The following is a 21,377-nucleotide window of genomic DNA, read 5'->3' on the forward strand; positions in this document are numbered from 1 at the left end:
GCTAGTTTTATTTTGTACTAATGGTGGTGTTGCTGTTGATTCGCCGAAAGCTTACTTCAGCTCCAGCCTGTCGATGTCGCCGTAGCTGTCGTAGGAAGAGAGCACTACTTTCTCGCCTGGCTGCAGCCCCTCCAGCACTTCGTAGTAGTTCGGGTTCTGGCGGCCCAGTTTGATCCTGCGCTTTTCTGCATAGTTTGCGCCCTCCTGCACTACAAACACCCAGTTGCCGCCAGTGCTTTGGTAAAAGCCGCCGCGTGGGATCAGCACGGCCTTGCCGCCGTCGTTCAGGTTCAGTTTTACCTGCAGTGTCTGCCCCCGGCGGATGCCTTCCGGCGCGCCCTCTGCAAACTCCATGTCTACCTGAAAGGTGTTGTTCTGCACCTCCGGGAACACCTTGGCCACGGTTATCTTGTAGGTTTTACCGTTAAAGTCGAAGCTGCCGTGCAGGCCAGGGTACACCCTGGAGATGTAGTGCTCGTCGATGTTGGCTTTCACTTTGTAGCCGTTCAGGTCGTCTATCTGGCCAATGTTCTCGCCCGGAGCTTTTGACTCGCCCACCTCCGCTTTCAACGTGGAGAGCTGGCCGGTGAAAGGGGCCGTTACATAGAGGTTGTTCAGCGTGTTGCGGGCCATGCCAATGTTGGCCTCCATGCGGCGGATAGACTCGTCTAGCTGCTTCAGGCGATCCTCCATCAGCTTGGCGTCCTGCTTTACAGACCGCTCTGCCAGGGTTTTGCGCTTGTTCAGGTACTCATACTCGTCTCTGGCGGCCTCGTATTCCTCGCGCGAAATTACCTTTTCCTCGATCAGCATTTTGTTGCGCTCATACTTGCGCTTGGCCAGGGCCAGGTTATACTCTATCTCGGCCAGTTCATTTTCCTTGCGGATCAGGTCCTGCTTCATCGTAATCTCGGAGTTCTGGCGCTCGTTCATCAGGTCGTACAGCTGCGTTTCGCGTGTCATGAAGTCGATCTGCAGCGTGGTGTTGGAGAGCTTCAGGATCGTGTCGCCCTTCTGCACGGTGCGGCCGTCGTCGGTGTAGATCTTCTCCACGCGGCCTCCCTCGGTAATATCCAGGTAGAAGCTTTTAAGCGGGTCCACGGAGCCATCAATGGCAATAAATTCCTGGAACATGCCCTCGCTTACCTGGCCGGTCGTGATGCGCTCGCTGTCCACGTTCAGCTTTGAGCTGTGCTCGGCAAACAGCAGGTTGTACAGCACCAGCACGAGCGCCAGCGCTCCGGCTGCGATAAGCGCGATTTTTTTGGGAGTGGCTTTCTTCTTTTCAATAACGCGATCCATAGTTTGTAGAGGTCTTTGGAAGTATAGCTTTTTTCATAGTTTCAGAAAGCACATTGCCAATTAACGTGCCATTAAATGTAACTTATTGATAATCAATGAAATGTGAGTAAGTATAGCTTTGGGGCTATGGCTATAGTGTCCGCTTCCGTACACCCGACTGTCCTGTAGCGAACAGCTGCCGGAAGGTTGGCACCGGGTTTTGTGCCGGCCGCGGGATACTTGCCGGCCTGATGGCTACATAATCAGAAAAAAACGTACTTTTACTGTACTTGCTTTACAAAAATATGCGCTAAACTATGAATAAAGTACCTTGCAAGATCTTGGTGGTGGATGATGAGGAAGATATCCTGATGGCGGGGAAGCTCCTGCTGAAGCAGCATTTCGAAACCGTTAAGACAAGCTCTGACCCGTACAAAATACCAGGTTTGCTGCAAGAGTACGGCTTTGATGTGGTGCTGCTGGATATGAACTACAGCACCGGCGCAACCTCCAGCAAGGAGGGGTTCCATTGGCTAAAGCAGATCCTGCAGCTCTCCCCGAAGACAACCGTTATCCTGATGACGGCCTACGGCGACATAGAGCTGGCGGTGAAGGCGCTGAAAGAAGGGGCCTCCGACTTTGTGCTGAAGCCCTGGCAAAACGACAAGCTGGTGGCCATCCTGAAAACCGCCTGCCAGAACCGCAGTGGCGTGAGCAAGCGCAGCGCCGAGAAAACCGAGCAGGAAAACACCGCCTACCACTACGACGGCTTTATCGGCGTGTCGCCGGCGATGCAGCGCGTGTACCAAACCCTCGACAAAGTAGCCGCGACCGATGCCAACGTGCTCATACTTGGCGAAAACGGCACCGGCAAGGAGGTTGCCGCGCGCGCCCTGCACCGGAAGTCGAAACGGGCCGGCAGCGTGTTTGAGAAGGTGGATCTGGGCGCCGTTAGCGAAACCCTTTTCGAGAGCGAGCTTTTCGGCCATGCCAAAGGGGCGTTTACCGATGCCAAAGAGGAGCGCGCCGGCAGGCTGGAGGCAGCCTCCGGCGGTACGTTGTTTCTGGATGAGATCGGCAACCTGTCGCCCGCGCTGCAGGCAAAGCTGCTCACGGTGCTGCAAAGCAGGCAGGTGATCAGGCTGGGCACCAACAAGCCCCGGCCTATTGACATTCGCCTGGTTTGCGCCACCAACATGCCGCTCTACGAGATGGTGCGCGAAGGCTCTTTTCGCCAGGACCTGCTCTACCGCATCAACACCGTGGAGATTCACCTGCCGCCCCTGCGTGAGCGGCGAGAAGACATCAAGCTGCTGGCCGACCATTTCCTGAAAGTGTACCGCCAGAAGTACGGTCGCCCGCAGCTGCACCTGGGCGCCGACACCATGCGCCGCCTGAATGAGTACCACTGGCCCGGCAACATCCGCGAGCTGGACCATGCCATGGAGCGCGCCGTTATACTTTGCGACGGCAACGAACTGCACCCCGACGATTTCTACTTTGCGCCGAGCGAAAATGGGCAGCAGAAAAAACAGGGGCTGGAAAGTATAACCGAAAGCGACTACACCCTGGAGGCGCTGGAGAAGATGATGGTGCAAAAGGCGCTGGTAAAGCACTCGGGAAACATCACGCACGCGGCAAAAGAGCTAGGCATCACCCGCACGGCCCTTTACCGCAGGATAGAGAAGCATGGGCTATAGCGGTTTCAGGCTAAGGCTGCTGCTGCGGTTGCTACTGCTGGTGGCGGTGGTGCTGTTACTGCTGTTGCTGCTGTACCGCACCGACTGGTATGTAACGGTGCTGTGCCTGTCGCTGCTCGCCCTGTACCAGCTGTACGACCTTGTTCACTTTGTGGAGCGCACCAACCGCGACCTCAGCAGCTTTCTGCAGTCCATCCGCCACTCCGACTTTACCCAGCGCTTCGCCACCGGCGGGGCAAACGCTTCTTACCGCGAGCTTTACCAGAGCTTTAACGATATTTCTGACGCCTTCCAGAAAGTGAAGACGCAGCAGGAGGCGCATTACCATTACCTGCAGGCCATTGTGGAGCAGGTGGGGGTGGGTATACTTACCTTTGATGAGGAGGGGGAGGTGCAGCTGGTAAACCACGTTACCAAAGAGCTGCTGCACACGGCGCACCTGCGCTCCATTGATGCGCTGCTGCGGCTGAGCCCGGACCTGGTGCAGGCCCTGTACACCATCGGGCACGACGAAAAAAAGCTGGTGACGCTGGAGCGGAATCAGGAACAGCTGCTGCTGAACCTGCACGCCAAAGAACTGCTGTTGCAGGGGCGGGTGCTCAAAATCGTAACGCTGCAGAACATTCAGTCAGAGCTGGAGGAGCAGGAGCTGCAAACGTGGCAAAAGGTCATCCGGGTGCTGACCCACGAGATCATGAACTCCGTTACACCGGTTATCTCGCTCACCTCCACCGTGTCTGCCCTGCTAGAGCAGGAGGTGATCGGCCGCCGCGCCGCGGGCGAAAGTATAGACCAGGAAGTGCTGGAGGACATGCAGGCCGGCCTGCGGACGATTGAAAAGCGTAGCGCCGGGATGTTGAGCTTTGTAAAGAACTACCGCCGCCTGATGCGCCTGCCAGCCTCCGAGCTGCGCCCGGTAAAGGTGCGGGGGCTGCTGCGCACGGTGCACACCCTGCTGCAGCCACAGCTGCAGGACCAGCGCGTGGACCTGAAAATGTACCTGCCGGATGAGAAAACCGAAGTTCTGGCGGATGCGGAGCAGCTGGAGCAGGTGCTGATTAACCTGATCAAAAACGGGGTGGAAGCCTGCCAGCAGAGCGCCACCCCTTGCGTGGAGGTAGTGGCCTTTATGCCGGAAGGGGAGCGGGACAAACTGCGGATTGACGTAACGGATAACGGCTCCGGCATTCCGGAAGATGTGCTGGATAAAATCTTTATTCCGTTCTACACCACCAAAAAACAAGGCTCAGGTATCGGGCTCAGCCTGTCCAAGCAGATTGTACGCCAGCACGGCGGCTCCATCCGTGTTCGTACAAAGCCGGGCGAGACCACCTTTACCCTAAGCCTGAAGCGGGTAAACGGGGGAGCGGGCTAGGTCCTGGATGCGTAACTGAGTGAGTGGGTGGCCTCACGCCCAGAAAAGTACCTACAGAAAGTATGGCTTTGTGTCTCCGCAAACCAGGTGTTCTTCAAGAGGCATTATTAACATGCATAACCTATAGCGGCTTTATCCGCTTATGTAAAGCTAAGTTATCACACAAACTGCTGTATTGCCTGCGTCAGTTGCTGTGCGGGCATAGCCCCTGACTGGCGCCACACCTGCTTTCCTTTATGGAAGAGGATAAACGTTGGCACACCCTGCACTCTAAACTGTGAAGCTGCCGCCTGGTTGCTGTCTATGTTTACCTTGATCACCTTTAACTTGCCGCTAAACTGGCCTGCTACCTGCTGCACCACGGGGCTCATTGCCTTGCAAGGGCCGCACCAGTCGGCATAAAAGTCGACGAGTACCGGCATTCCCGGGCTATTGATCAATTCCTGAAACGATTTCTTTGCCATAATAATGTGCTGAGTTGTCTCCTAGTTGTACGGTGGCTGGCCCACGCATAGTTGCAGCTGGCGAAGCTGGAGAAGGCTTTGGCCTGTTATACTTTACCACCGGTAAGTTAACTTGTTTTTCATCAGTAACCAGCATAAAAAGGATAGGTGCCGCCGAAAGACAGCCGGTGCGGATACGCCGAGACAGGGGCCACAGAAGGGGATAAAATTAGGATGCTTTATGTAAAAGAGTACAATTGTTACAACTGTATTTAAAAATGTATATATTTAGAACTCAAACCTAAACAAACGCATTATGCCTAAATTTGATGGAACAGAGGGCGCGCCTATAGAGCTAGGCACTGCCGCCAAATGGACAAAAAACTACCGAGATAAGTCCTCGGAACCGGACGAGACAAAAAAAATAAAGGCGCACTTCTTCGGGCGTGATATCCTGCAGGAAATCCTGAACCAGGAGGGGTGCATGGGCATCCGGATGTACTATGCCAAGGATGAGAACGGGCAGAAGCAGTTGATCCTGGTCGGAGCCACGGCCGAGGGCGAGGACATGGTCGGAGGGACCATCGCCGACAAGTCCATCTTCTGCCCTCCCGACTGTGTTGAAAGCGAATTAAACGGGTAAATGGAATTTTTTCTCCGTCAAGTGTACCCCTGGCTGGTGCAGGCTTCCTTCTACAGCTTCTGCCTGCCGCTGCTTACCGGGGTGCTGCTGATAAACAAGCGTAGCAGCCTGCTGTACAGGCTGCTACTTTTATACATTGTTTTTATTGCGCTTGTAGAGGTAACGGCAAAAGTAACGATTAGCCTAAAAACAACTAATAACGTTTGGATCGATCATATCTATACGCCGACTGAGTGCCTTATTGTGGCAGCTGTGTACTACTCCCATTTTACGAACCCGCTGTTAAAGCGCGGGACGGTGGTAGCTGCATGTGGCGTGGTGGTGTTTAGCGGTGCGTACGTCTTGTGGGGCGAAAGTGTAATGGAGATGAACTCCCTGCCGCGCATGCTAAACGGGGTGGTGCTTATCGCGATGGCCGTCGCCTACTTTTACCAGGTGGCCAACGACCTAAGCCAGACGTACCTGGACCGTGACCCGATGTTTATACTTAGCTGCGGCATTATTGTGTACCAGGCCGGTACAGCAGTGGCCTTTAGCATGTTTAATAAGGCGCTGGCTGCCTCCTACGATACGGCACGGATCTGTATTTCGGTGATCCTCGTGCTCAACATACTTTACAGAGTTGTGCTGATGCTGGCCCTGAAGCGTACCGCCGCCACATGAAAGTGCTCGACCCGCTTATATTGATCACCCCGGTAATGCTCATCCTGGCAGTGGGCATCATTGTGTTTGTGGTGCTTTACCAGCGGCGGATGCTGCAGCACCAGGAGCACCTGCGCCAACTGCAACTGGTAAAGCAGCACCAACTGTTGGAGGCCACCTTTAAAGCGCAGGAAGAGGAGCGCCGCCGCGTAGCCCGCGACCTGCACGATGAGGTAGGGGCAATGCTGGCCCTGGTCAAGCTAAACCTGCACCAGTTGGTCACCAGTGCCAACATACAGGACGTGGCCTTTCTGGCAAAGGCGCACAACATGAAGCAGCAGCTGGATGAGGTACTGGGGAGCGTGCGCCGGATTTCCCACGACCTGATGCCGGTGGTACTGGAGAAAATGGGGCTGGCCCCTGCGCTGGATGCGCTGCGGCGCTCATTGGCGAGCAGCGGGCAGTTAGAGATGGTGGTGCATTACAATGAGAAGAATAAACGCCTGCCTCCGCAACACGAGCTCCTGCTGTACCGTATGGTGCAGGAGCTGCTGAACAACACCCTAAAGCACGCACAGGCCAGCCAAGTTTCAGTAAATCTGGAGTTTGCCACAGAGGAGGTAAAGCTGCTTTACAGCGATAACGGCGTTGGCTTCGACCTGGCAACTATGCGGCAGGAGCAGGAAGCCAAGGGAGGGCTGGGCATTATGAGCCTGCAGAGCCGCACAGCACTTCTCCATGGGAGCATTACCATAAGCTCTGAGCCCGGCGCCGGCACTACTGCAGAGATCATCATACCTGCGCCCGAACCTGACAACACACAACATTCCAACACATTTAAACCTGTTAGTGCCCATGGAGTATCAGCCACTGACCTTGGCCATAGCCGATGACCACAATTTGTTCCGGAAGGGGGTTCTGGAGCTATTGAAGGCCTTTGAAGAAATCACACTCGTAGCTGACGCCTGCAACGGAGCAGAACTGCTGGAGAAAATAGAGCCTCACCTGCCCGATGTGGTGGTGCTGGACCTGGAGATGCCCGAGATGGACGGCGTCGCCACTTCGCGCTACCTGCTGTCAAAATATCCGGACGTGAAAATCCTGATCATGTCAACCTACGGGGATGAGGCGCTGGTGGACAACCTGCTGGAGGAGGGCGTGCGTGGCTACCTGCTCAAAAACTCCGAGCCCGATGAGCTGCGGCAGGCGCTGCAGGCGCTCAAAGCCAGCAAGGGCTATTTCTCGCCTGCCATCAAGATAGAGAACCGGTTCTGATAATTCTACTACTGAAAAGGTGCTATAAAAGGCCCAGCTGTATTTTAGCCGGGCCTTTTGTCCTTTATATAGTGCTAGATGATTGTGTTTTACTTTTATTTTTTTAACATTAAAGTAAACTTTTCTCAGTACAGGCAGTATAATTAAGCCTATATACTATAACTGTAATATTTATTGGAGAGGAGTACCCTGCACCAGATAAAGAAGACTATGTGGCGAATGCTTGGAGTAACGGTCCTTATACTTGCTGTGCTGCTGCTGCCGCAAGAGGTGAGCGCGCAGGAAAGCCAGGGGGAAGGCGGAGCAAAGCAGGACACTGTCCGGCAAGACACCGGCACCTCGCAGAAAGCCTACGAGCAGCTGAATCAGTTTGAGCAGCCTGTTCGCAGTTCTGCTGACCTGGAAGTGGATGGGCTGATTGTGGACGAGACGATCACCAAGATTGGGCGCGACTTTTACGATGTGTTCCACCGGCAGTGGGAAGCGCCGCCAACGGCCAGAAACTTCACCATACTTATTAAAGAGCGGCCTACCCGCGGCAACGGCGCCTTGGTGCAGGTCGCCCTGAATGACCAGCTCCTGTTTGAGCAGCAGCTGCAGCCAAGGTACGACGTGATAGAGGAGGTGGCCACCTACGTTGCCGCCGCACTGTACGAACACCTGCTGCGAGACCAGCTTAACCAGCAGCTGGAGGCAGAAGGCCGAAAAGCCAGAGAAGTTTTCTGAAGCAAGACCATACATAACCCACACGCTCTATGAAATGTATCTTTACCACCCTGTTTTGTTTGTTTGTTTGGTGCCTGCTTGGCATCAATGGTGCGCAGGCGCAGGACCTGGTGTACACGGCCAAAAACCCTGCCTTTGGGGGCAGCCCCTACAACTACTCCTGGTTGCAGAGTTCGGCCCAGTCGCAGGACAAGCTGAAAGACCCTAACGCCACCACCGCGGCCGGTTACAGCAACGACCCTATCGAAAACTTTAAATCTAACCTGAACCGCCAGATCCTCAATGAGCTGTCGCGGAAGCTGGTTGCCTCGCAGTTTGGGGAGGATGGCGTAACGCCGGGCAGCTACACCCTCGGCGACTACCAGATAGATGTAACGGAAGGACCGAGTGGCATCAACATTGAAATTGTGGATATTGGCACCGGCGACCGAACGACCGTCACGGTTCCCTACTATTAGACTTGCCGCGCTGCCATCACCTGCAACCCTTTTCAACTTACTCACCCTTGCTATGTTGTTCAAACCAAAAGCTTTCGTTGGCCAAGTGTGGCTGTTCGTGCTCCTTTGCCTGGCCTCAGGCTGCGCGCCATACTTCCATCAACCCTTTCAGAGCTCACAGGCGGCGCTGGGCGTGCCGTCGCCAGCCTACGAGGACCTGGTAGATCTGCCCAAGCCCCAGCAAAAGGTGGTCGCCGCCGTCTACAAGTTCAGAGACCAGACGGGGCAGTACAAGCCTTCGGAGTTAGGCGCGAACTGGTCTACGGCGGTCACGCAGGGGGCCACCACCATCCTGATCAACTCGCTTGAGGAGTCCGGGTGGTTCACGCCTATTGAGCGCGAGAACCTGGGTAACCTGTTAAACGAGCGCAAGATAATCCGCTCCACGCGTGCAGAGTCTGAGGCGATCACGGGTAAGAAAGAGCCCAACCTGCCGGGCTTGCTCTTCGCCGGAATCATTCTGGAGGGGGGCATCATCTCCTACGACGCCAACGTGATGACGGGCGGGGCGGGGCTTCGCTACTTTGGCGCGGGCGGCTCCGGACAGTACCGGGAGGACAGGGTAACCGTGTACCTACGCGCCATCTCAACGAGCACCGGGGAGGTGCTGAAGACCGTGTACACAACAAAAACGATCCTCTCGCAGGCAGTGGACTTCGGCGTGTTCAGGTATGTGCACTTCAAGCGCCTGCTAGAGGCCGAAACAGGCTTTACCTACAACGAACCTACCGAGATTGCTGTAAAGGAGGCGATCGACAAGGCCGTACAGAGCCTGGTGATCGAAGGGATGCTGGCCGGCTACTGGCGCCCGCAGACCAAGGCCGACCTGGAGGCCCCCGCTGTTAAGGCGTACCTGCAGGAGAAGGAGGACGTGCTGAACAGCGACATACAGGGCAACCTCATGACCGAGCGACGCAGCCTGGTGGGCATTAGCGCGGCGGCGGGCACGCACTATTATCAAGGCGATTACGCTAACCCGGAGTTCAAGTTTATGGGAGAAGCCGGCCTGAAAATAAGTACCCGCAACTACGTTAATTTTGATCTGAGAATCGGTAAGGGGGCGCTGGCCACGGAGCAGAACTTCCAGGTAGACATTAACTATGCCGATTTAGGCCTGAACTATGTGCTCTTCCCCAAGCTAAGGTCTTCGCCGTATGTGCAGGTGGGCGGCGGTGCCCTGGTAGTGGGTAGCGGTGTAGGGGATATCTTCCGGGACTTTGGCGACAACGGGCTGAACCCTTACGTAAAAGCCGGGCTGGGTTGGGAGTACCTGCTGACCAAGAACATAGGGATTGACCTGAGCGCCACGAGCTCTTACCTGCTGGACGATGACCTGGACGGGGTGTCGCAAGGTAGGTTTAACGACTACTACTGGACAGGCAAACTGGGGATTAACTTCTACTTAGGGCTGTACAAGTAATTTTTTTAATAGGACAACATTAACACCAAAGGCCGCGCAAAGCGGCCTTTGGTGTTAATGGGGGCTATGTTTGCTGCACTAACAAAACAGGGGTTTTGATAAAGATTATTTTATATGAATAAAATAATAAATAATATACTTTAAATTGCAACTATATAGATTCTTCAAGGTATAAGGCTAGTGTAAATCATCATAAACCTTACTCAAAACATTAGTATCATGAAGAAAAAAGTAATCTATGCTGCCACTGCAGCCTTGATGTTCGCAGCAGGCTCAACCTTTGCACAAGGGGTAGGCAACACAGCTACCACCGCACAGGCTGGCAACACCAACATGGCCACTGTTGACCAGGTGAATGGAATGGGCAACGTGGTTGTTGTGCAGCAGAACGGCACTGACCACGATGCCACTGTTCTGCAGAATAACGGAGAGCTGAACAACGCATCTATTACCCAGGCAGGCAACAACAACGATGCTACCTCAGCGCAGTACGGCGGCTACGACAACGACCTTACGGTAGCTCAGTACGGTGCCAACAACGATGCCTCTGTTCTGCAGTCCGGCGGTAGCTTCCACGATGCTTCTGTGCTGCAGTCTGGCGAGAACAACGCTGCGGCAACAAGACAGGAGAGCGGTGAAAACAACAACCTCTGGATTGAGCAGCGCGGAAGCGACAACGAGGTTACCATCGACCAGTTTGACGGTATGAATAACGAAGCAATGGTTAACCAGCACGGCGTGCGCCAGGTTGCCGCTGTTACGCAGGAGGATGGCCTTGGCAACTCTACTTTAGTTAATCAGGAAGGGGACGGAAACTACGCCTTTGTTGATCAGTGGGGCGGTGAGGACAATGACGCCGTAGTAAGGCAGGGCGGTATAGAAAATGCAGCCGAAGTGTACCAGTGGGGCGGCGATGACAACGATGCCCGTGTGACTCAGGCAGGATACAGAAACTATACCATGGTTGACCAGCAGGATGGCAGAAACAACGACGCAGATGTGACCCAGGACGGCTCAGGAAACGCAGCCGAAGTGCACCAGTGGGGCGGCGTCGACACCGACGCACGTGTTAACCAAACCGGCGACTGGAACAACGCTTATGTGCACCAGCAGGGTGGCGAAGAGAACGACGTTGCAGTTGATCAGGTAGGCGTTGGAAACGCGGCTGCTGCCATGCAGGTAGGCGGCTACGACAACGATGCCGACTTTGAGCAGGAAGGTGTTGCTAACCTGGCGGGTATTGTGCAGTATGGCGGTGCCTACAACGATGCAGAAATCGAGCAAAGCGGCTACTTTAACATGGCTGGTATTGCACAAGTAGAGGGGTACGATAACTACGCCCTGATTGAGCAGGAGGGCAGCGCTAACCTAGCGGGCGTGCTTCAGCTTGGCGGCGCCTACAACAGCGCTTATGTGTCTCAGGACGGTGACTTCAACCTTGCCGGGGTAGCCCAGTCTGGCCTGTACAACACTGCCACTATTATGCAGGAAGGCTCTTCCCATGCCGCCGCAGTGCTGCAGGGGGGGGCGCTGAACAGTGCCACTATCAATCAGATGGGCGGCTCTGGTAATGCCGCAGGCATCATGCAACTAGGGGTCGGTAACACAAGCGTTATCAACCAATAGTTTCTGAGAAATAAACTAGAAAAGGCGGCAGGAGTTATTCCTGCCGCCTTTTCGCCTTTTGCCGCTCACCTCCTGCTGTGCCTGGCGTTTACCTGCCGGTAACGGCACCTAAGGAGCGGAGCCTTAAGAAAGCGCCTGCGGCTCCCTTGCTTTAAGCATTCCTAGTGAAACCGGAAATCTAAGGATGGGGGAGAAAGGAATTAATTTATTTTATACAACATGTAACTATGTCTTCTTTTTATAGTATGATTCTTATGTAAATCATTTTATACCATTAAACAACAAGTTATGAAAAAAACGATTTTTTACGCAGCAGCAGTATCGGCTATGATGCTGACAGCAGGTTCAGCCTTTGCGCAGAGTGGAGCAGGCAACACGTCATCTTCGTTGCAGGAAGGCACTATGAACAGCTCTAGTATTACCCAGATACTCGGAACAATGAACACGGCGGGCACTATTCAGAGAGGCGATGGCAACAGCGCTATGATTATGCAGCAGGAGGGCTTGGAAAACGAAGCCTATATAGAGCAGGTTGGCCTGAGCAACGGGGCTGAAGTTACCCAGGTTGGCGGTTTCAGCCATGATGCCTCTATAGATCAGGACGGAGATGAGAACACGGCGGGTATCATGCAGGATATGGGATGGGACAATGAGGGTGCCATTGACCAGGACGGTATGCTGAACGATGCAGACATCATACAGGAGGGAGGCGAAGATAACGACGCAGACATCGATCAGGACGGCGACATGAACGAGGCGTACTTGATACAGAGCGGTGGCCTGTACAACTACGCAGAAATTGATCAGGACGGTGACCTGAATGTCGCGTACATTGGCCAGTTTGGCGGCATGTACAACGATGCCGTGATCGACCAGGACGGTGATCTGAACTATGCAGGTATCCTTCAGGATAACGGGGAGAGCAACGTTGCGGTGATTGATCAGGACGGCGACATGCACTGGGCCGAAATCTCACAAGTAGGAGGCGTGGGGAATGATGCCAGTGTAGAGCAGAACGGCATGGACAACTATGCTGATGTAGTGCAGTTTGAAGGCAGCGGCAACGCTAGCATGGTTTACCAGGACGGCGAAGCAAACGAAGCTTTTGTAATCCAGACGGGCGGTGCAGGAAACAGCGCCATGATAGAGCAGATGGGTGTTGCTAACCTTGCCGCTGTGGAGCAGCAAGGCGGAATGGATAACAGTGCCGCTGTGTACCAGAGCGGTGCAGGAAATGAGGCTGCTGTGATTCAGTACGAAGTTGGGGAGAACACCGCCTATATTTCTCAGGAAGGTGAGGCAAACCTTGCCGGTGTTAGCCAGGCAGGCTTGGCTAACGAGGCTGCTGTTATGCAGATGGGCACGCTGCATACTGCAAGTGTAGTGCAGGAAGGCACCATGAACATGGCTACTGTAAACCAAATGGGTGGCGCAGGAAACATGGCTAATGTGGGGCAGTCTGGCACCGGTAACGTTTCTGTTATCAACCAGTAAGTTGCTGGGTAAGTATAAGCTGCGGCAGACATGGCCTGCCGCAGCTTATCTTTTTTTGAGAAGTACGCCAAAGTAGCCGCAGCTAAATCCGTGTAGAAAAACTGCATAAATCGATGAAAAGAAGTATAGTGCAGCGGTAGCTGGTTTTGCTTGTATAACGTAACTACAAAGACGATAGCTGCCTTTGTGTTCCACGGAGGAGCTTCCCCTATTCGTCGGCAGCAAACCACCCGTTAGCCACAGAAAGGGGGCTGTGACTTAGGAGCATAAAGTATAAACAGGGAAAACGCTGTAAGAGAAATAAACTCAGATGCTATGAAAAGAACATTAGTGGCGTTGGCTGCCGTGCTCGTACTGGGGTTGCACCAGGCAGAGGCACAAACAGCCCAGAACGAAGAAAGGCTCCTGGAGGAGTTACGCATGAACAGCAGTTTAAACACACTGCCGCTAATAGCCACGCAGGGGGATGGAAATCTTGCCGAGACTTACCAGGAGGGCAGCTCCAACAACTCATTTGTGCAACAGGTGCAGACGAGCCAAATCGCAAACCAGGCGAGTGTGCTGCAGGTGGGTAACCTCAACCAAGTAGTGGTGCGCCAGCAGGGCGCAGGCCTGAGCACAGCCGTCAGCCAGTACGGAAACAACAACTCCTACGAAGGCAGCCTGAACGGCTCCAACATTTCGTCGGAGGTGGTGCAGGATGGGTCGGGGAACGCCATTAACCAATATCTGAGGGGAAACAACCTTGACTACAGCCTTATCCAACTTGGAAACAACAACACCATTCATCAGATCGAAACAGCCCCTGGCGCAGGCTCTTACCAGGTGGTTCAGGAGGGTAATAACATGCATATCACCATTGAGCAAGGGCGGACTTTTGTTCCCGTAAACGTGCAGAGACAGTAGCTGCCTGCACAGCACGTGTTCAGCCTTATGGCTGTATCTGGTACTGTTGCAACGGGCGAAGCCCGGTAAGGGTACCACTGCCGTGATAATTAACAGAGATTGCTTGTTTTTATCCTTAAATAATAATAAATAGAAGTATAGTTGAGTGGGTGGCGGGGTTTTGTGACACTGTCGTTACTCCACGCATTTGCACCTGTTGAGCAAAACCCTTCTTCCGCAGCGCAACTAATTTGTTGTGTTTAATTTTTCCTGTTAAAACTGCAACTTATTAAATATAGTACAGTATAAATACTTGCATATTTGAAAGTGCCTTTTGCTTTACTGCCAAACTTAACCCACGCACATGCACACAAAAGCTACCACCCTAAGGCTTGTTTACTTCATTGCGCTTATCTTACTCTGCTTTGCCTGTAACGAGGATACCATTGAACCCAAAGGCGAAGGCTCTATCAGTGGCGTGGTACTGCACGCCAGCACCAACCAGCCCATTGCGGGTGTCAGCATTTCCACCAGTCCTGCCACAACGGCCGTGGTAACCGATGCCGAAGGAAAGTTTATCCTTCGGGATGTGCCCGGCGGAAACTATGCCATCTCGGCGAAAAAGGCGGGCCTTAAAGCTGAAACTGTATCTGTAGCGGTTATCGACGGCAAGGAAACGCAGGCTACCCTCGTTCTGGGCGACAGCAACACAGACCAGGCGGCCCCGGGCAAGCCCTCCAACCCCGACCCCGCCGAAAAGGCCACCAACATCAGCATTGCAGACACGCTACGGTGGATGAGCGTAGCGACTGACGGGGATTCAACCTTCTATGACGTGTATTTATACGAGTCGGGCTCTACCGAAAAAAAAAAGGTAGCTGAGGCCATTGCCGATACCAGCGTGGTCGTGACCGATCTGAAGTATAACACCACCTACTTTTGGCAGGTAATTGCCAAGGATAAAAGCAGTAACGTGACCAACGGGCCCGTGTGGAGTTTCAGTACGGTAGCCTTTCCGGACGCCCGCTACCTGTTTGCCCGGAATACAGACGGGAACTATGATATTTACAGTTCTGACGGCACCGCGGCCAATGTGTTCCAGCTCACCAGCAACTTCAGCCGAGAGTGGTGGCCGGTTATGTCGCCGCGCAGAAACGAAATCGCCTATTCTTCCAACATTGGGGTTGACCCGCAGATTTACCTCATGGGCCGCGACGGAACCAATAAGCGGCAAATAACCACGGTGCCTGTGGCGGGTTACCACAACCAGGGCATAGGCTTTGCCTGGGCTCCGGATGGCGGCCAGCTCATCTATTCGAACTACGATAAACTCTACCGCATCGAACGCGACGGCTCAGCCCTTACGCTAATCGCCACCGCCCCGGCCAACCGCCACTTCCGAACGCTCGACTGGACCGACCGGGGCAACAGAATCGTGGCCCAGACGATAGGGGCAAATATAAATGAATCGGAGATCTATATCATGGATGCCAGCGGCGCCAACATGACCCTGCTGGTGGAAGACATGCCGGGGCGTGTGGAGAGCCCGGTGTTCTCGATCGATGGAAAAAACATCCTTTACACCCGCGACGTGGCTGGCTATGAGAACGCAGAGGGCCGCCAGCTGGATTCCCGCATCTTCCGCAAGAACATAGACGGCACCGGGCTGGTGGACCTGTCAGCCAATAAACCTGCTGGCACCAACGACCTGTACCCGCGCTACTCTCCAACCGGAGACAAGATCATCTTTGTAAACACACCGAACGATGGCTTAGGCCCTTATGACATTTATGTGATGGATGCAGCCGACGGAAAGAACCGGACCAAGATCTTTTCCAACGCCATCATGCCGGACTGGGAATAGCATCATCTTAAACCACTCGAAGTAAAAAGCCGCGGTACCAGTCGCGGCTTTTTCTGATTTTACCACAGGCGTATTGTAGCGCGGGCCCGTAACAAGGGCGGCGCTGTTTTAAACCCTGGGGCAAGCGCCGTTGTTACTATAAAGGAAGAGTTATTCATCTTATCAATGGTAAAGAAAAAGCAGGAGGAGCTAGTATGCGAGCTGTGCGGGAGAGAGGTGCAGTTGCTCACGCGGCATCACCTGGTGCCCCGTGAGGAGGGAGGCCGTTACGGGGCCACCGCCGAACTGTGCCAGCCCTGCCACAGCACGCTGCACCTTACCTTTAACAACCGGGAGCTGGCCCTGCAGTACAATACTATCCCTGCCCTGCAGCAGGCTGAGCCGCTGCAAAAGTATCTGAAATGGGTACGCAACAAGCGCATCAACAGGATCTCCAACAGGAGAGGGAAGCGCAGGTAAGGGGGTGTTGGCCGTTGCCTCTTTTCTAGTGTTTCTCCGGTTCCCGCAGTTTCAGAATCAGGTCGAGCTTGTACTGGTGCAACCCGCTCTCCAGACCGGCAGGGTAGCTGTGCGGGTTTAGGTAACGGCGTATACTTTCGTGCAGCTGGTTTAGCTCCTGCTGGGTATATGTTTTTATACTTGGGAGGTCTGGCAAAGTATAGATAAGGGTTCCTTTGTTGAAAACCGGTAGCAGCAGGTCTTTATGCTGCACGTTTGCCTCCACGGTTTTGCGGCGTGTCGTGTCGAGCGGGTCAACGATCTGAGGGTTTGCCGGCAGTGGCTCCAGCTCGTTATAGATCATGTCGGCCTGGTAGCGTTCCTGGTCGTAGTAACGCCGCACCTGCAGGATGCCCGGGTTGGAGGTCTTTGCCAGCTGCTCCGATAGCTTGATCTTATACTCCCACTCGCCGTCTTTTACTGCCGCCAGCTTGTACACGCCGCCGAGAGCCGGCTGGTCGTAGGCGGTGATCATTTTGGTGCCCACGCCCCACACGTTGATCTTGGCGCCCTCCTGTTTCAGGTGCGTGATCAGGCGCTCGTCCAGGTCGTTGCTGGCAACAATGCTGGTGCCGGTAAAGCCCGCCTCGTCCAGCAGCTTGCGTGCCTGCTGGCTCAGGTAGGTCAGGTCGCCGGAGTCAAGGCGGATGCCGCCGAAAACAAACCCCTTCGGTTGCAGCTTCTTTGCCACGGCAATGGCTTTCTTCACGCCCTCCAACGTGTCGTAGGTGTCTACCAGCAGGACCGTATCCTGCAGGAAAGCCTCGCCGTAGGCCTCAAAAGCCTCCTCCTCCGAGTCGAAGGCCTGCACCCAGCTGTGGGCATGCGTGCCGCGAACAGGGATGTTGTAGAGCTGCCCCGCCAGCAGGTTAGAGGTGGCATCAGCCCCCCCGACGTAGGCCGCGCGTGCAGCAGAAAGGGAACCGTCGATGCCCTGGGCGCGCCTCATCCCAAACTCAATGACAGTATCTCCTTTGGCGGCCTCTTTGATACGGGCGGCCTTGGTGGCAATCAGGGTTTCAAAGTTGATAATGGTGAGCAGGGGCGTCTCCACAAGCTGTGCCTGCAGCAAGGGGCCTTTTACGCGCACCAGTGGCTCATTCGGGAAAACAACAGTGCCCTCGGGCACGGCATCCATATCGCAGCTAAACTCCATTGCGCCCAGGTAGTCGAGGAACGCCTGCTCAAAAAGCGGCTGGCCCTGGCTACCCTTCAGGCTGCCCAGGTAGGCCAGGTCCTCGTCCGTAAACTTCAGGGCCTGCAGGTACTGCACCGCGTGCTCCAGACCGGCTGCTACAGTATAGCCGCCCCCAAAGGGGTTCTTCCGGAAGTACAGATGGAACACCGCCTCCCGCTCGGCCATACCGTTTTTCCAGTAGCCGTAGGCCATCGTCAGTTGGTACAGGTCTGTGAGGAGGGAGAGGGAGGTGCGGTATACTTGCTGTAGCGCCATGGCTTGTATTGGTGTTGTTTCTGCCGGTAAGTTAAGAAGTATAGCTGAAAATCTAATGGCGGCGGTGGGGGCAAATCCGTAGCGTCCTTAGCCTCAGTTTGCTACAAAAAAACTTGCAGGTTGCCTCATGTATCTGCAATTTTAGGCCATGCAGAAACGACAGTTTATACCCTTCTCGGAGGTTAAGGATAAGAAAGCCCTGGTGGTTGACAGTGCGCACGCCAACGGGGTGATGCTTTCTCACTGGAAAGGCGCTCCCACACCCGAGGCCGTGAAAGACGATACCAGCGCTGCCATTGTGCTCAATGCGCTGCGCCAGAACCTGCCCGCGCTGGACCTGCCCTATGTTACTGCAAACCATTTCGACATAGACGGTTTTGTGGGGGTGTGGGCCTTGCTGAACCCGGAGCTGGCGCTGGAGCACGAGGAGCTGCTGCGGCAAATGGCCCTGATCGGCGACTTCCGGGAGCTGGACCTGAACCACCCGCTGGCCGGGGAGGCGCTAAAGCTCGTCTGCTGGCTCAACGCAAAGGAGCGGGACCTGTTTTACAGACCCTTTGAGGCGGATGAAATGGAGGAGAAGGAGGCGGCACAGTGTGTCCAGAAGTTTCGGTTCTTCCTGCGGGAGTTCGGCCGCGCGCTGCAAAACCCGGATTGGGAGCAGGGTGCTTGGGAAGACGAAGTGGGCGGCGTGCTGCTCGGTTACCGCGATATGTACAAGCCGGAGACCAAGGTCTCGCGCCACCCGGACATCGGCCTTATCATTATTGAAACGCCACACCCGCTGCACTACTACGCCCTTTACTCCCGCACGCAGGGCTTTGACATGGTGCTCACCTGCTACGAAGGGAACAAGTATGAGCTGGAATATAAGTACACGACCTGGGTTGACATTGCCTCCCGCCCAACGCTGCCGCGCCTGACGATGGCTCCGCTGGCTGCCCGCCTGAACGAACTCGAGACTTCCGGCCGCCGCTGGACGTACGATACCGTGACCGAAACCGGGCCGTTGCTCCGCCTCGACGGAGACAAACTAACCCGCTCCGAGACCTACGCCAACCCGACCGAGCGCGAGATTTTTACTTCGTCTATCCCCGTGGGGGAGCTGAAAGAGGAAGTGGTAAAGTACTACCGCGACGCCTACCAGGGCATTACGCCAAAGTATAACTGGAGCTGGAAAGAGATAAAGGAACTGAACCGGTAGGTGTATCCGGTAGATTAAACTATAAACGGCCTTACGCTGAGAATAATATCAGGGTAAGGCCGCTTTTAATTTCTGGTGCGGAGTGCTTTAGGGAAGTATAAGAGAGCCAGGGAGCCTCTGTAACGGCCATGGTGCCTCCTAGACCAGCACCTCCGGTTACAAGCCGGGGCCGGTGAGGGTTAAAACAAAGTGCCGCTGGCAGACTTACCCTCCTGTGGCTTTGCCGGTGCAGGCGTTTCGCAGTTCTCCTCGTTAAACACCTGGTCGATGGCTTTTTCGGCCTTGCGCAGCTTCTCTTTGCACAGCTTTATGAGCTGCGACGAGCGCTGTACTTTCTGGGTGAGTTCATCCACATCTACGGCGTCATTTTCGATGGCGCGTAAGATCTCCTCTAACTCCTGCGTTGCCTCGCGGTAGGTCATGTCCTTTAATTCCTTATTCATCTGTATCAACATTTACAACCATGCTGTGGAGGGTGCCGTCCTGCATCTTCGTCTCCACCACATCGCCGTCTTTCACGTCTTTTGTACTTTTAATAATCCTGCCGTTTAGGAGCGTCAGCGTGTAGCCGCGCAGGAGCAGTTTTTCGGGGTTGTTTGCCTCAATGCCCATCTCCAGCAGCCTCAGGCGGTGGTGCTCGTTGGTAAGCTTGCCTTTGGCGCCGTACTCCAGCTTATCGCTATACTTCGAAAACAGCAGCTGCTCTTTTTTAAGCTGATCGTTTGCCTCTGTCTCCAGGCAGTGCACCAGGTGGTTCAGCTCGTGCTCTTTCATGTGCAGGTAGCGCTGGCTTTTGCCCTCCACACACACCGAAAGCTCCTGCAGGTACCGTTGCCGCTCGTGCAGCAAGTCTTTTGTGCCGGAGCTGATGTCCTTCTCCATGTCGCTTACCAGGTGCCGTTGCGCCTCCAGGTATGACTTTGGCTTCAGGAGCAGCCCCCGCGACAGGCTTTCGAGCTTGTCTTTCCGGTTTTGCAATTGCTGTTTGGTGATGTTGTTGAAGCGCAGGCTCAGCCGCTCCAGTTTGTCACTGGTGAGTTTGAGCTGCTGTGCGGCAAACATCCGGATGCTGTCGAACATATCCTCCGCACTTTCCTCTGCCTCCCTGAACCTGTCGATCAGGAACCCGGCCACAGCGGTCGGGGTCTTGAGGCGGGTGTTGGCCACCAGGTCGGCAATGCTTTCATCGCGCTCGTGGCCGATGCCCGTTAGCACCGGCAGCGGCGAGTGCCCGATGGCTGCGGCAATTCTGTAGTCATCGAAGCAGCTGAGGTCCGTTTGGGAGCCGCCCCCCCGAATCAGCACAATGGCATCAAACGCATCGCTGTTGCTGCTAATCCGGGCAAAGGCCTGTGCCACCGAGGCAGGGGCCTCGTTGCCCTGCACCGTAGCCGGGAAAAGCGTGGTTTCGAAGTAATAGCCGTAGCTGTTGCCCGCCAGCTGGTGGATGAAGTCCTGGTAGCCGGCCGCCGTGCCCGATGAAATAACGGCTAGCCTCTGCGGCACCAGGGGCAGCTTTAGCTCTTTGTTTGCCTCCAGCAGGCCCTCCGCCTCCAGGCGCTTTAGGGTTTCCTGCCGTTGGCGGGCCAGGTCCCCAATGGTGTAGTTGGGGTCGATGTTGGTGATGTCGAGGCTGAGGCCATAGAGCTCATGGAAACGCACCGTTGCCTGCAGCAGCACCTTTAGCCCTGCCTTTAGCGGCTGTCCTGTTTTCTCTTCGAAATAGCGGCCCAGCATCTGGTAGCGCGAGCCCCAGATGGTAGCGCGCGCCTGTGCCAGCATCTGCCGCGCATCGTCGCCTTTGTCTACCAGCGTGAGGTAGCAGTGGCCCTTGCGCCGGTCTACGTTTACCTGCGCCACCTCTGCCACCACCCAATAGCTGTCCGGGAACGCCACCTCCAGCTCCTCGCGGATCTGCTGGTGCAGCTCATACAGCGAAAGCGGGGCCTGGTGCTCCTCGTACACTACCGTTTGGCGAATATAGATCTGGGACATGGTTCGACAACGTTTCTCTTCTCCTGCACAACCGGCAGAATACCGGCTCCTAAGCCTCGAAGATAGGACTTTTTAGCTAAAACTATTAGTAGCAGTTTCGAGAAAAAAAATCAGGGGCCTTAAAATTTATATATGTAATACTCTATGTTTGAGGTCGGAAGCCTTAGAAACAACGCCTTTTGGGAGCCGTTTTGGGCTGAGTAACCTGCCTCGGGATTTACCAGCTGCGCCTAGCCACTGCACCAAGTATGAATCTTCAAACCAAAGCGCCCGGTTACCACAGGATTTTCAAAAAAGATAAAAAATATTTGGCTTTTTAAAAAAGCGCCCCGTATACTTGCAACATCAAGTCAATA

General features: G+C 54.7%; 20 protein-coding genes. 15 read left to right on the top strand and 5 right to left on the bottom strand.

The genetic code is table 11. The features are described 5' to 3' along the window. Window positions 1-51 precede the first annotated feature (51 nt). Complete coding sequence (locus tag CA264_RS02280) at window positions 52-1,302, bottom strand: efflux RND transporter periplasmic adaptor subunit (RefSeq protein WP_025604206.1); 1,251 nt, start codon at window positions 1,300-1,302, stop codon at window positions 52-54. 296 nt (window positions 1,303-1,598) lie between these two features. Between CA264_RS02280 and CA264_RS02285 the strand changes: the two genes are divergently transcribed. Together CA264_RS02285 and CA264_RS02290 are read left to right on the top strand one after the other, a co-directional pair. Continuing rightward, window positions 1,599-2,981, top strand: a complete 1,383-nt coding sequence (locus CA264_RS02285; protein ID WP_025604207.1) for a sigma-54-dependent transcriptional regulator — start codon at window positions 1,599-1,601, stop codon at window positions 2,979-2,981. After that, window positions 2,971-4,356: a sensor histidine kinase gene (locus CA264_RS02290; protein WP_025604209.1), complete on the top strand. Its 1,386-nt coding sequence runs from the start codon at window positions 2,971-2,973 to the stop codon at window positions 4,354-4,356. The genes CA264_RS02285 and CA264_RS02290 overlap by 11 nt, the downstream gene beginning before the upstream one ends. Window positions 4,357-4,514: 158 nt before the next feature. Here the strand turns inward: CA264_RS02290 and trxA are convergent, their stop codons facing one another. Beyond that, a complete protein-coding gene (gene trxA, locus CA264_RS02295) occupies window positions 4,515-4,820 on the bottom strand; it encodes a thioredoxin (protein ID WP_025604211.1) in 306 nt (101 codons plus the stop codon). 295 nt (window positions 4,821-5,115) lie between these two features. On the opposite strand from trxA, the gene CA264_RS02300 reads away from it, so the two are divergent. The 12 genes from CA264_RS02300 to CA264_RS02355 all read left to right on the top strand — a co-directional run bounded on the left by CA264_RS02300 (window position 5,116) and on the right by CA264_RS02355 (window position 16,330). Further along, entirely contained in the window at window positions 5,116-5,442 is a 327-nt protein-coding gene (locus CA264_RS02300; RefSeq protein WP_025604213.1) for a hypothetical protein, read from the top strand. Beyond that, window positions 5,443-6,105: a hypothetical protein gene (locus CA264_RS02305; protein WP_025604215.1), complete on the top strand. Its 663-nt coding sequence runs from the start codon at window positions 5,443-5,445 to the stop codon at window positions 6,103-6,105. Then, complete coding sequence (locus CA264_RS02310) at window positions 6,102-6,977, top strand: sensor histidine kinase (RefSeq protein WP_025604217.1); 876 nt, start codon at window positions 6,102-6,104, stop codon at window positions 6,975-6,977. Before CA264_RS02305 ends, CA264_RS02310 begins: the two co-directional genes overlap by 4 nt. Further along, on the top strand, window positions 6,940-7,359 hold the full coding sequence (locus CA264_RS02315) for a response regulator (protein WP_025604218.1): 420 nt from the start codon (window positions 6,940-6,942) through the stop codon (window positions 7,357-7,359). Before CA264_RS02310 ends, CA264_RS02315 begins: the two co-directional genes overlap by 38 nt. A gap of 210 nt (window positions 7,360-7,569) precedes the next feature. Further along, window positions 7,570-8,085, top strand: a complete 516-nt coding sequence (locus tag CA264_RS02320) for a CsgE family curli-type amyloid fiber assembly protein (RefSeq protein ID WP_157593617.1) — start codon at window positions 7,570-7,572, stop codon at window positions 8,083-8,085. A gap of 29 nt (window positions 8,086-8,114) precedes the next feature. After that, window positions 8,115-8,543: a curli production assembly/transport component CsgF gene (locus CA264_RS02325; RefSeq protein WP_025604222.1), complete on the top strand. Its 429-nt coding sequence runs from the start codon at window positions 8,115-8,117 to the stop codon at window positions 8,541-8,543. A 52-nt stretch (window positions 8,544-8,595) separates the two neighbouring features. Further along, on the top strand, window positions 8,596-10,002 hold the full coding sequence (locus CA264_RS02330) for a CsgG/HfaB family protein (protein ID WP_051364288.1): 1,407 nt from the start codon (window positions 8,596-8,598) through the stop codon (window positions 10,000-10,002). 219 nt (window positions 10,003-10,221) lie between these two features. Beyond that, window positions 10,222-11,628 carry a hypothetical protein gene (locus tag CA264_RS02335; protein ID WP_119570413.1) on the top strand — a complete coding sequence of 469 codons (1,407 nt, stop codon included), beginning with the start codon at window positions 10,222-10,224 and terminating at the stop codon, window positions 11,626-11,628. Window positions 11,629-11,916: 288 nt separating this feature from the next. After that, a complete protein-coding gene (locus CA264_RS02340) occupies window positions 11,917-13,122 on the top strand; it encodes a hypothetical protein (protein ID WP_025604228.1) in 1,206 nt (401 codons plus the stop codon). 315 nt (window positions 13,123-13,437) lie between these two features. Beyond that, on the top strand, window positions 13,438-14,028 hold the full coding sequence (locus CA264_RS02345) for a hypothetical protein (RefSeq protein ID WP_157593618.1): 591 nt from the start codon (window positions 13,438-13,440) through the stop codon (window positions 14,026-14,028). Window positions 14,029-14,371: 343 nt separating this feature from the next. Beyond that, complete coding sequence (locus tag CA264_RS02350; RefSeq protein WP_025604232.1) at window positions 14,372-15,871, top strand: carboxypeptidase-like regulatory domain-containing protein; 1,500 nt, start codon at window positions 14,372-14,374, stop codon at window positions 15,869-15,871. Window positions 15,872-16,036: 165 nt separating this feature from the next. Continuing rightward, complete coding sequence (locus CA264_RS02355) at window positions 16,037-16,330, top strand: HNH endonuclease (RefSeq protein ID WP_025604234.1); 294 nt, start codon at window positions 16,037-16,039, stop codon at window positions 16,328-16,330. 25 nt (window positions 16,331-16,355) lie between these two features. Here CA264_RS02355 and CA264_RS02360 read toward each other — a convergent pair whose 3' ends face one another. After that, on the bottom strand, window positions 16,356-17,822 hold the full coding sequence (locus CA264_RS02360) for a nicotinate phosphoribosyltransferase (protein ID WP_025604236.1): 1,467 nt from the start codon (window positions 17,820-17,822) through the stop codon (window positions 16,356-16,358). A gap of 148 nt (window positions 17,823-17,970) precedes the next feature. Here CA264_RS02360 and CA264_RS02365 point away from each other — a divergent pair, with 148 nt between their 5' ends. Next, window positions 17,971-19,026 (top strand): DUF6687 family protein, encoded by a 1,056-nt coding sequence (locus CA264_RS02365; protein ID WP_025604237.1) that lies wholly within the window; start codon window positions 17,971-17,973, stop codon window positions 19,024-19,026. A gap of 179 nt (window positions 19,027-19,205) precedes the next feature. Here the strand turns inward: CA264_RS02365 and xseB are convergent, their stop codons facing one another. Together xseB and xseA are read right to left on the bottom strand one after the other, a co-directional pair. Then, entirely contained in the window at window positions 19,206-19,469 is a 264-nt protein-coding gene (gene xseB, locus CA264_RS02370; RefSeq protein WP_025604239.1) for an exodeoxyribonuclease VII small subunit, read from the bottom strand. Next, window positions 19,462-21,021, bottom strand: coding sequence for an exodeoxyribonuclease VII large subunit (gene xseA, locus CA264_RS02375; RefSeq protein ID WP_025604241.1), 1,560 nt, complete (start codon window positions 21,019-21,021; stop codon window positions 19,462-19,464). The genes xseB and xseA overlap by 8 nt, the downstream gene beginning before the upstream one ends. Window positions 21,022-21,377: the final 356 nt, after the last annotated feature.

It is taken from the genome of Pontibacter actiniarum, assembly GCF_003585765.1.
Lineage (GTDB): Bacteria > Bacteroidota > Bacteroidia > Cytophagales > Hymenobacteraceae > Pontibacter > Pontibacter actiniarum.

Coding starts and splice junctions, on each gene's coding strand:
- CA264_RS02300 (WP_025604213.1), top strand. CDS start 5,116: ATGCCTAAATTTGATGGAACAGAGGGCGCGCCTATAGAGCTAGGCACT.
- CA264_RS02290 (WP_025604209.1), top strand. CDS start 2,971: ATGGGCTATAGCGGTTTCAGGCTAAGGCTGCTGCTGCGGTTGCTACTG.
- CA264_RS02355 (WP_025604234.1), top strand. CDS start 16,037: ATGGTAAAGAAAAAGCAGGAGGAGCTAGTATGCGAGCTGTGCGGGAGA.
- CA264_RS02285 (WP_025604207.1), top strand. CDS start 1,599: ATGAATAAAGTACCTTGCAAGATCTTGGTGGTGGATGATGAGGAAGAT.
- CA264_RS02315 (WP_025604218.1), top strand. CDS start 6,940: ATGGAGTATCAGCCACTGACCTTGGCCATAGCCGATGACCACAATTTG.
- CA264_RS02335 (WP_119570413.1), top strand. CDS start 10,222: ATGAAGAAAAAAGTAATCTATGCTGCCACTGCAGCCTTGATGTTCGCA.
- trxA (WP_025604211.1), bottom strand. CDS start 4,820: ATGGCAAAGAAATCGTTTCAGGAATTGATCAATAGCCCGGGAATGCCG.
- xseA (WP_025604241.1), bottom strand. CDS start 21,021: ATGTCCCAGATCTATATTCGCCAAACGGTAGTGTACGAGGAGCACCAG.
- CA264_RS02325 (WP_025604222.1), top strand. CDS start 8,115: ATGAAATGTATCTTTACCACCCTGTTTTGTTTGTTTGTTTGGTGCCTG.
- CA264_RS02310 (WP_025604217.1), top strand. CDS start 6,102: ATGAAAGTGCTCGACCCGCTTATATTGATCACCCCGGTAATGCTCATC.
- CA264_RS02305 (WP_025604215.1), top strand. CDS start 5,443: ATGGAATTTTTTCTCCGTCAAGTGTACCCCTGGCTGGTGCAGGCTTCC.
- CA264_RS02330 (WP_051364288.1), top strand. CDS start 8,596: ATGTTGTTCAAACCAAAAGCTTTCGTTGGCCAAGTGTGGCTGTTCGTG.
- CA264_RS02345 (WP_157593618.1), top strand. CDS start 13,438: ATGAAAAGAACATTAGTGGCGTTGGCTGCCGTGCTCGTACTGGGGTTG.
- CA264_RS02280 (WP_025604206.1), bottom strand. CDS start 1,302: ATGGATCGCGTTATTGAAAAGAAGAAAGCCACTCCCAAAAAAATCGCG.
- CA264_RS02340 (WP_025604228.1), top strand. CDS start 11,917: ATGAAAAAAACGATTTTTTACGCAGCAGCAGTATCGGCTATGATGCTG.
- CA264_RS02320 (WP_157593617.1), top strand. CDS start 7,570: ATGTGGCGAATGCTTGGAGTAACGGTCCTTATACTTGCTGTGCTGCTG.
- CA264_RS02350 (WP_025604232.1), top strand. CDS start 14,372: ATGCACACAAAAGCTACCACCCTAAGGCTTGTTTACTTCATTGCGCTT.
- CA264_RS02365 (WP_025604237.1), top strand. CDS start 17,971: ATGCAGAAACGACAGTTTATACCCTTCTCGGAGGTTAAGGATAAGAAA.
- CA264_RS02360 (WP_025604236.1), bottom strand. CDS start 17,822: ATGGCGCTACAGCAAGTATACCGCACCTCCCTCTCCCTCCTCACAGAC.
- xseB (WP_025604239.1), bottom strand. CDS start 19,469: ATGAATAAGGAATTAAAGGACATGACCTACCGCGAGGCAACGCAGGAG.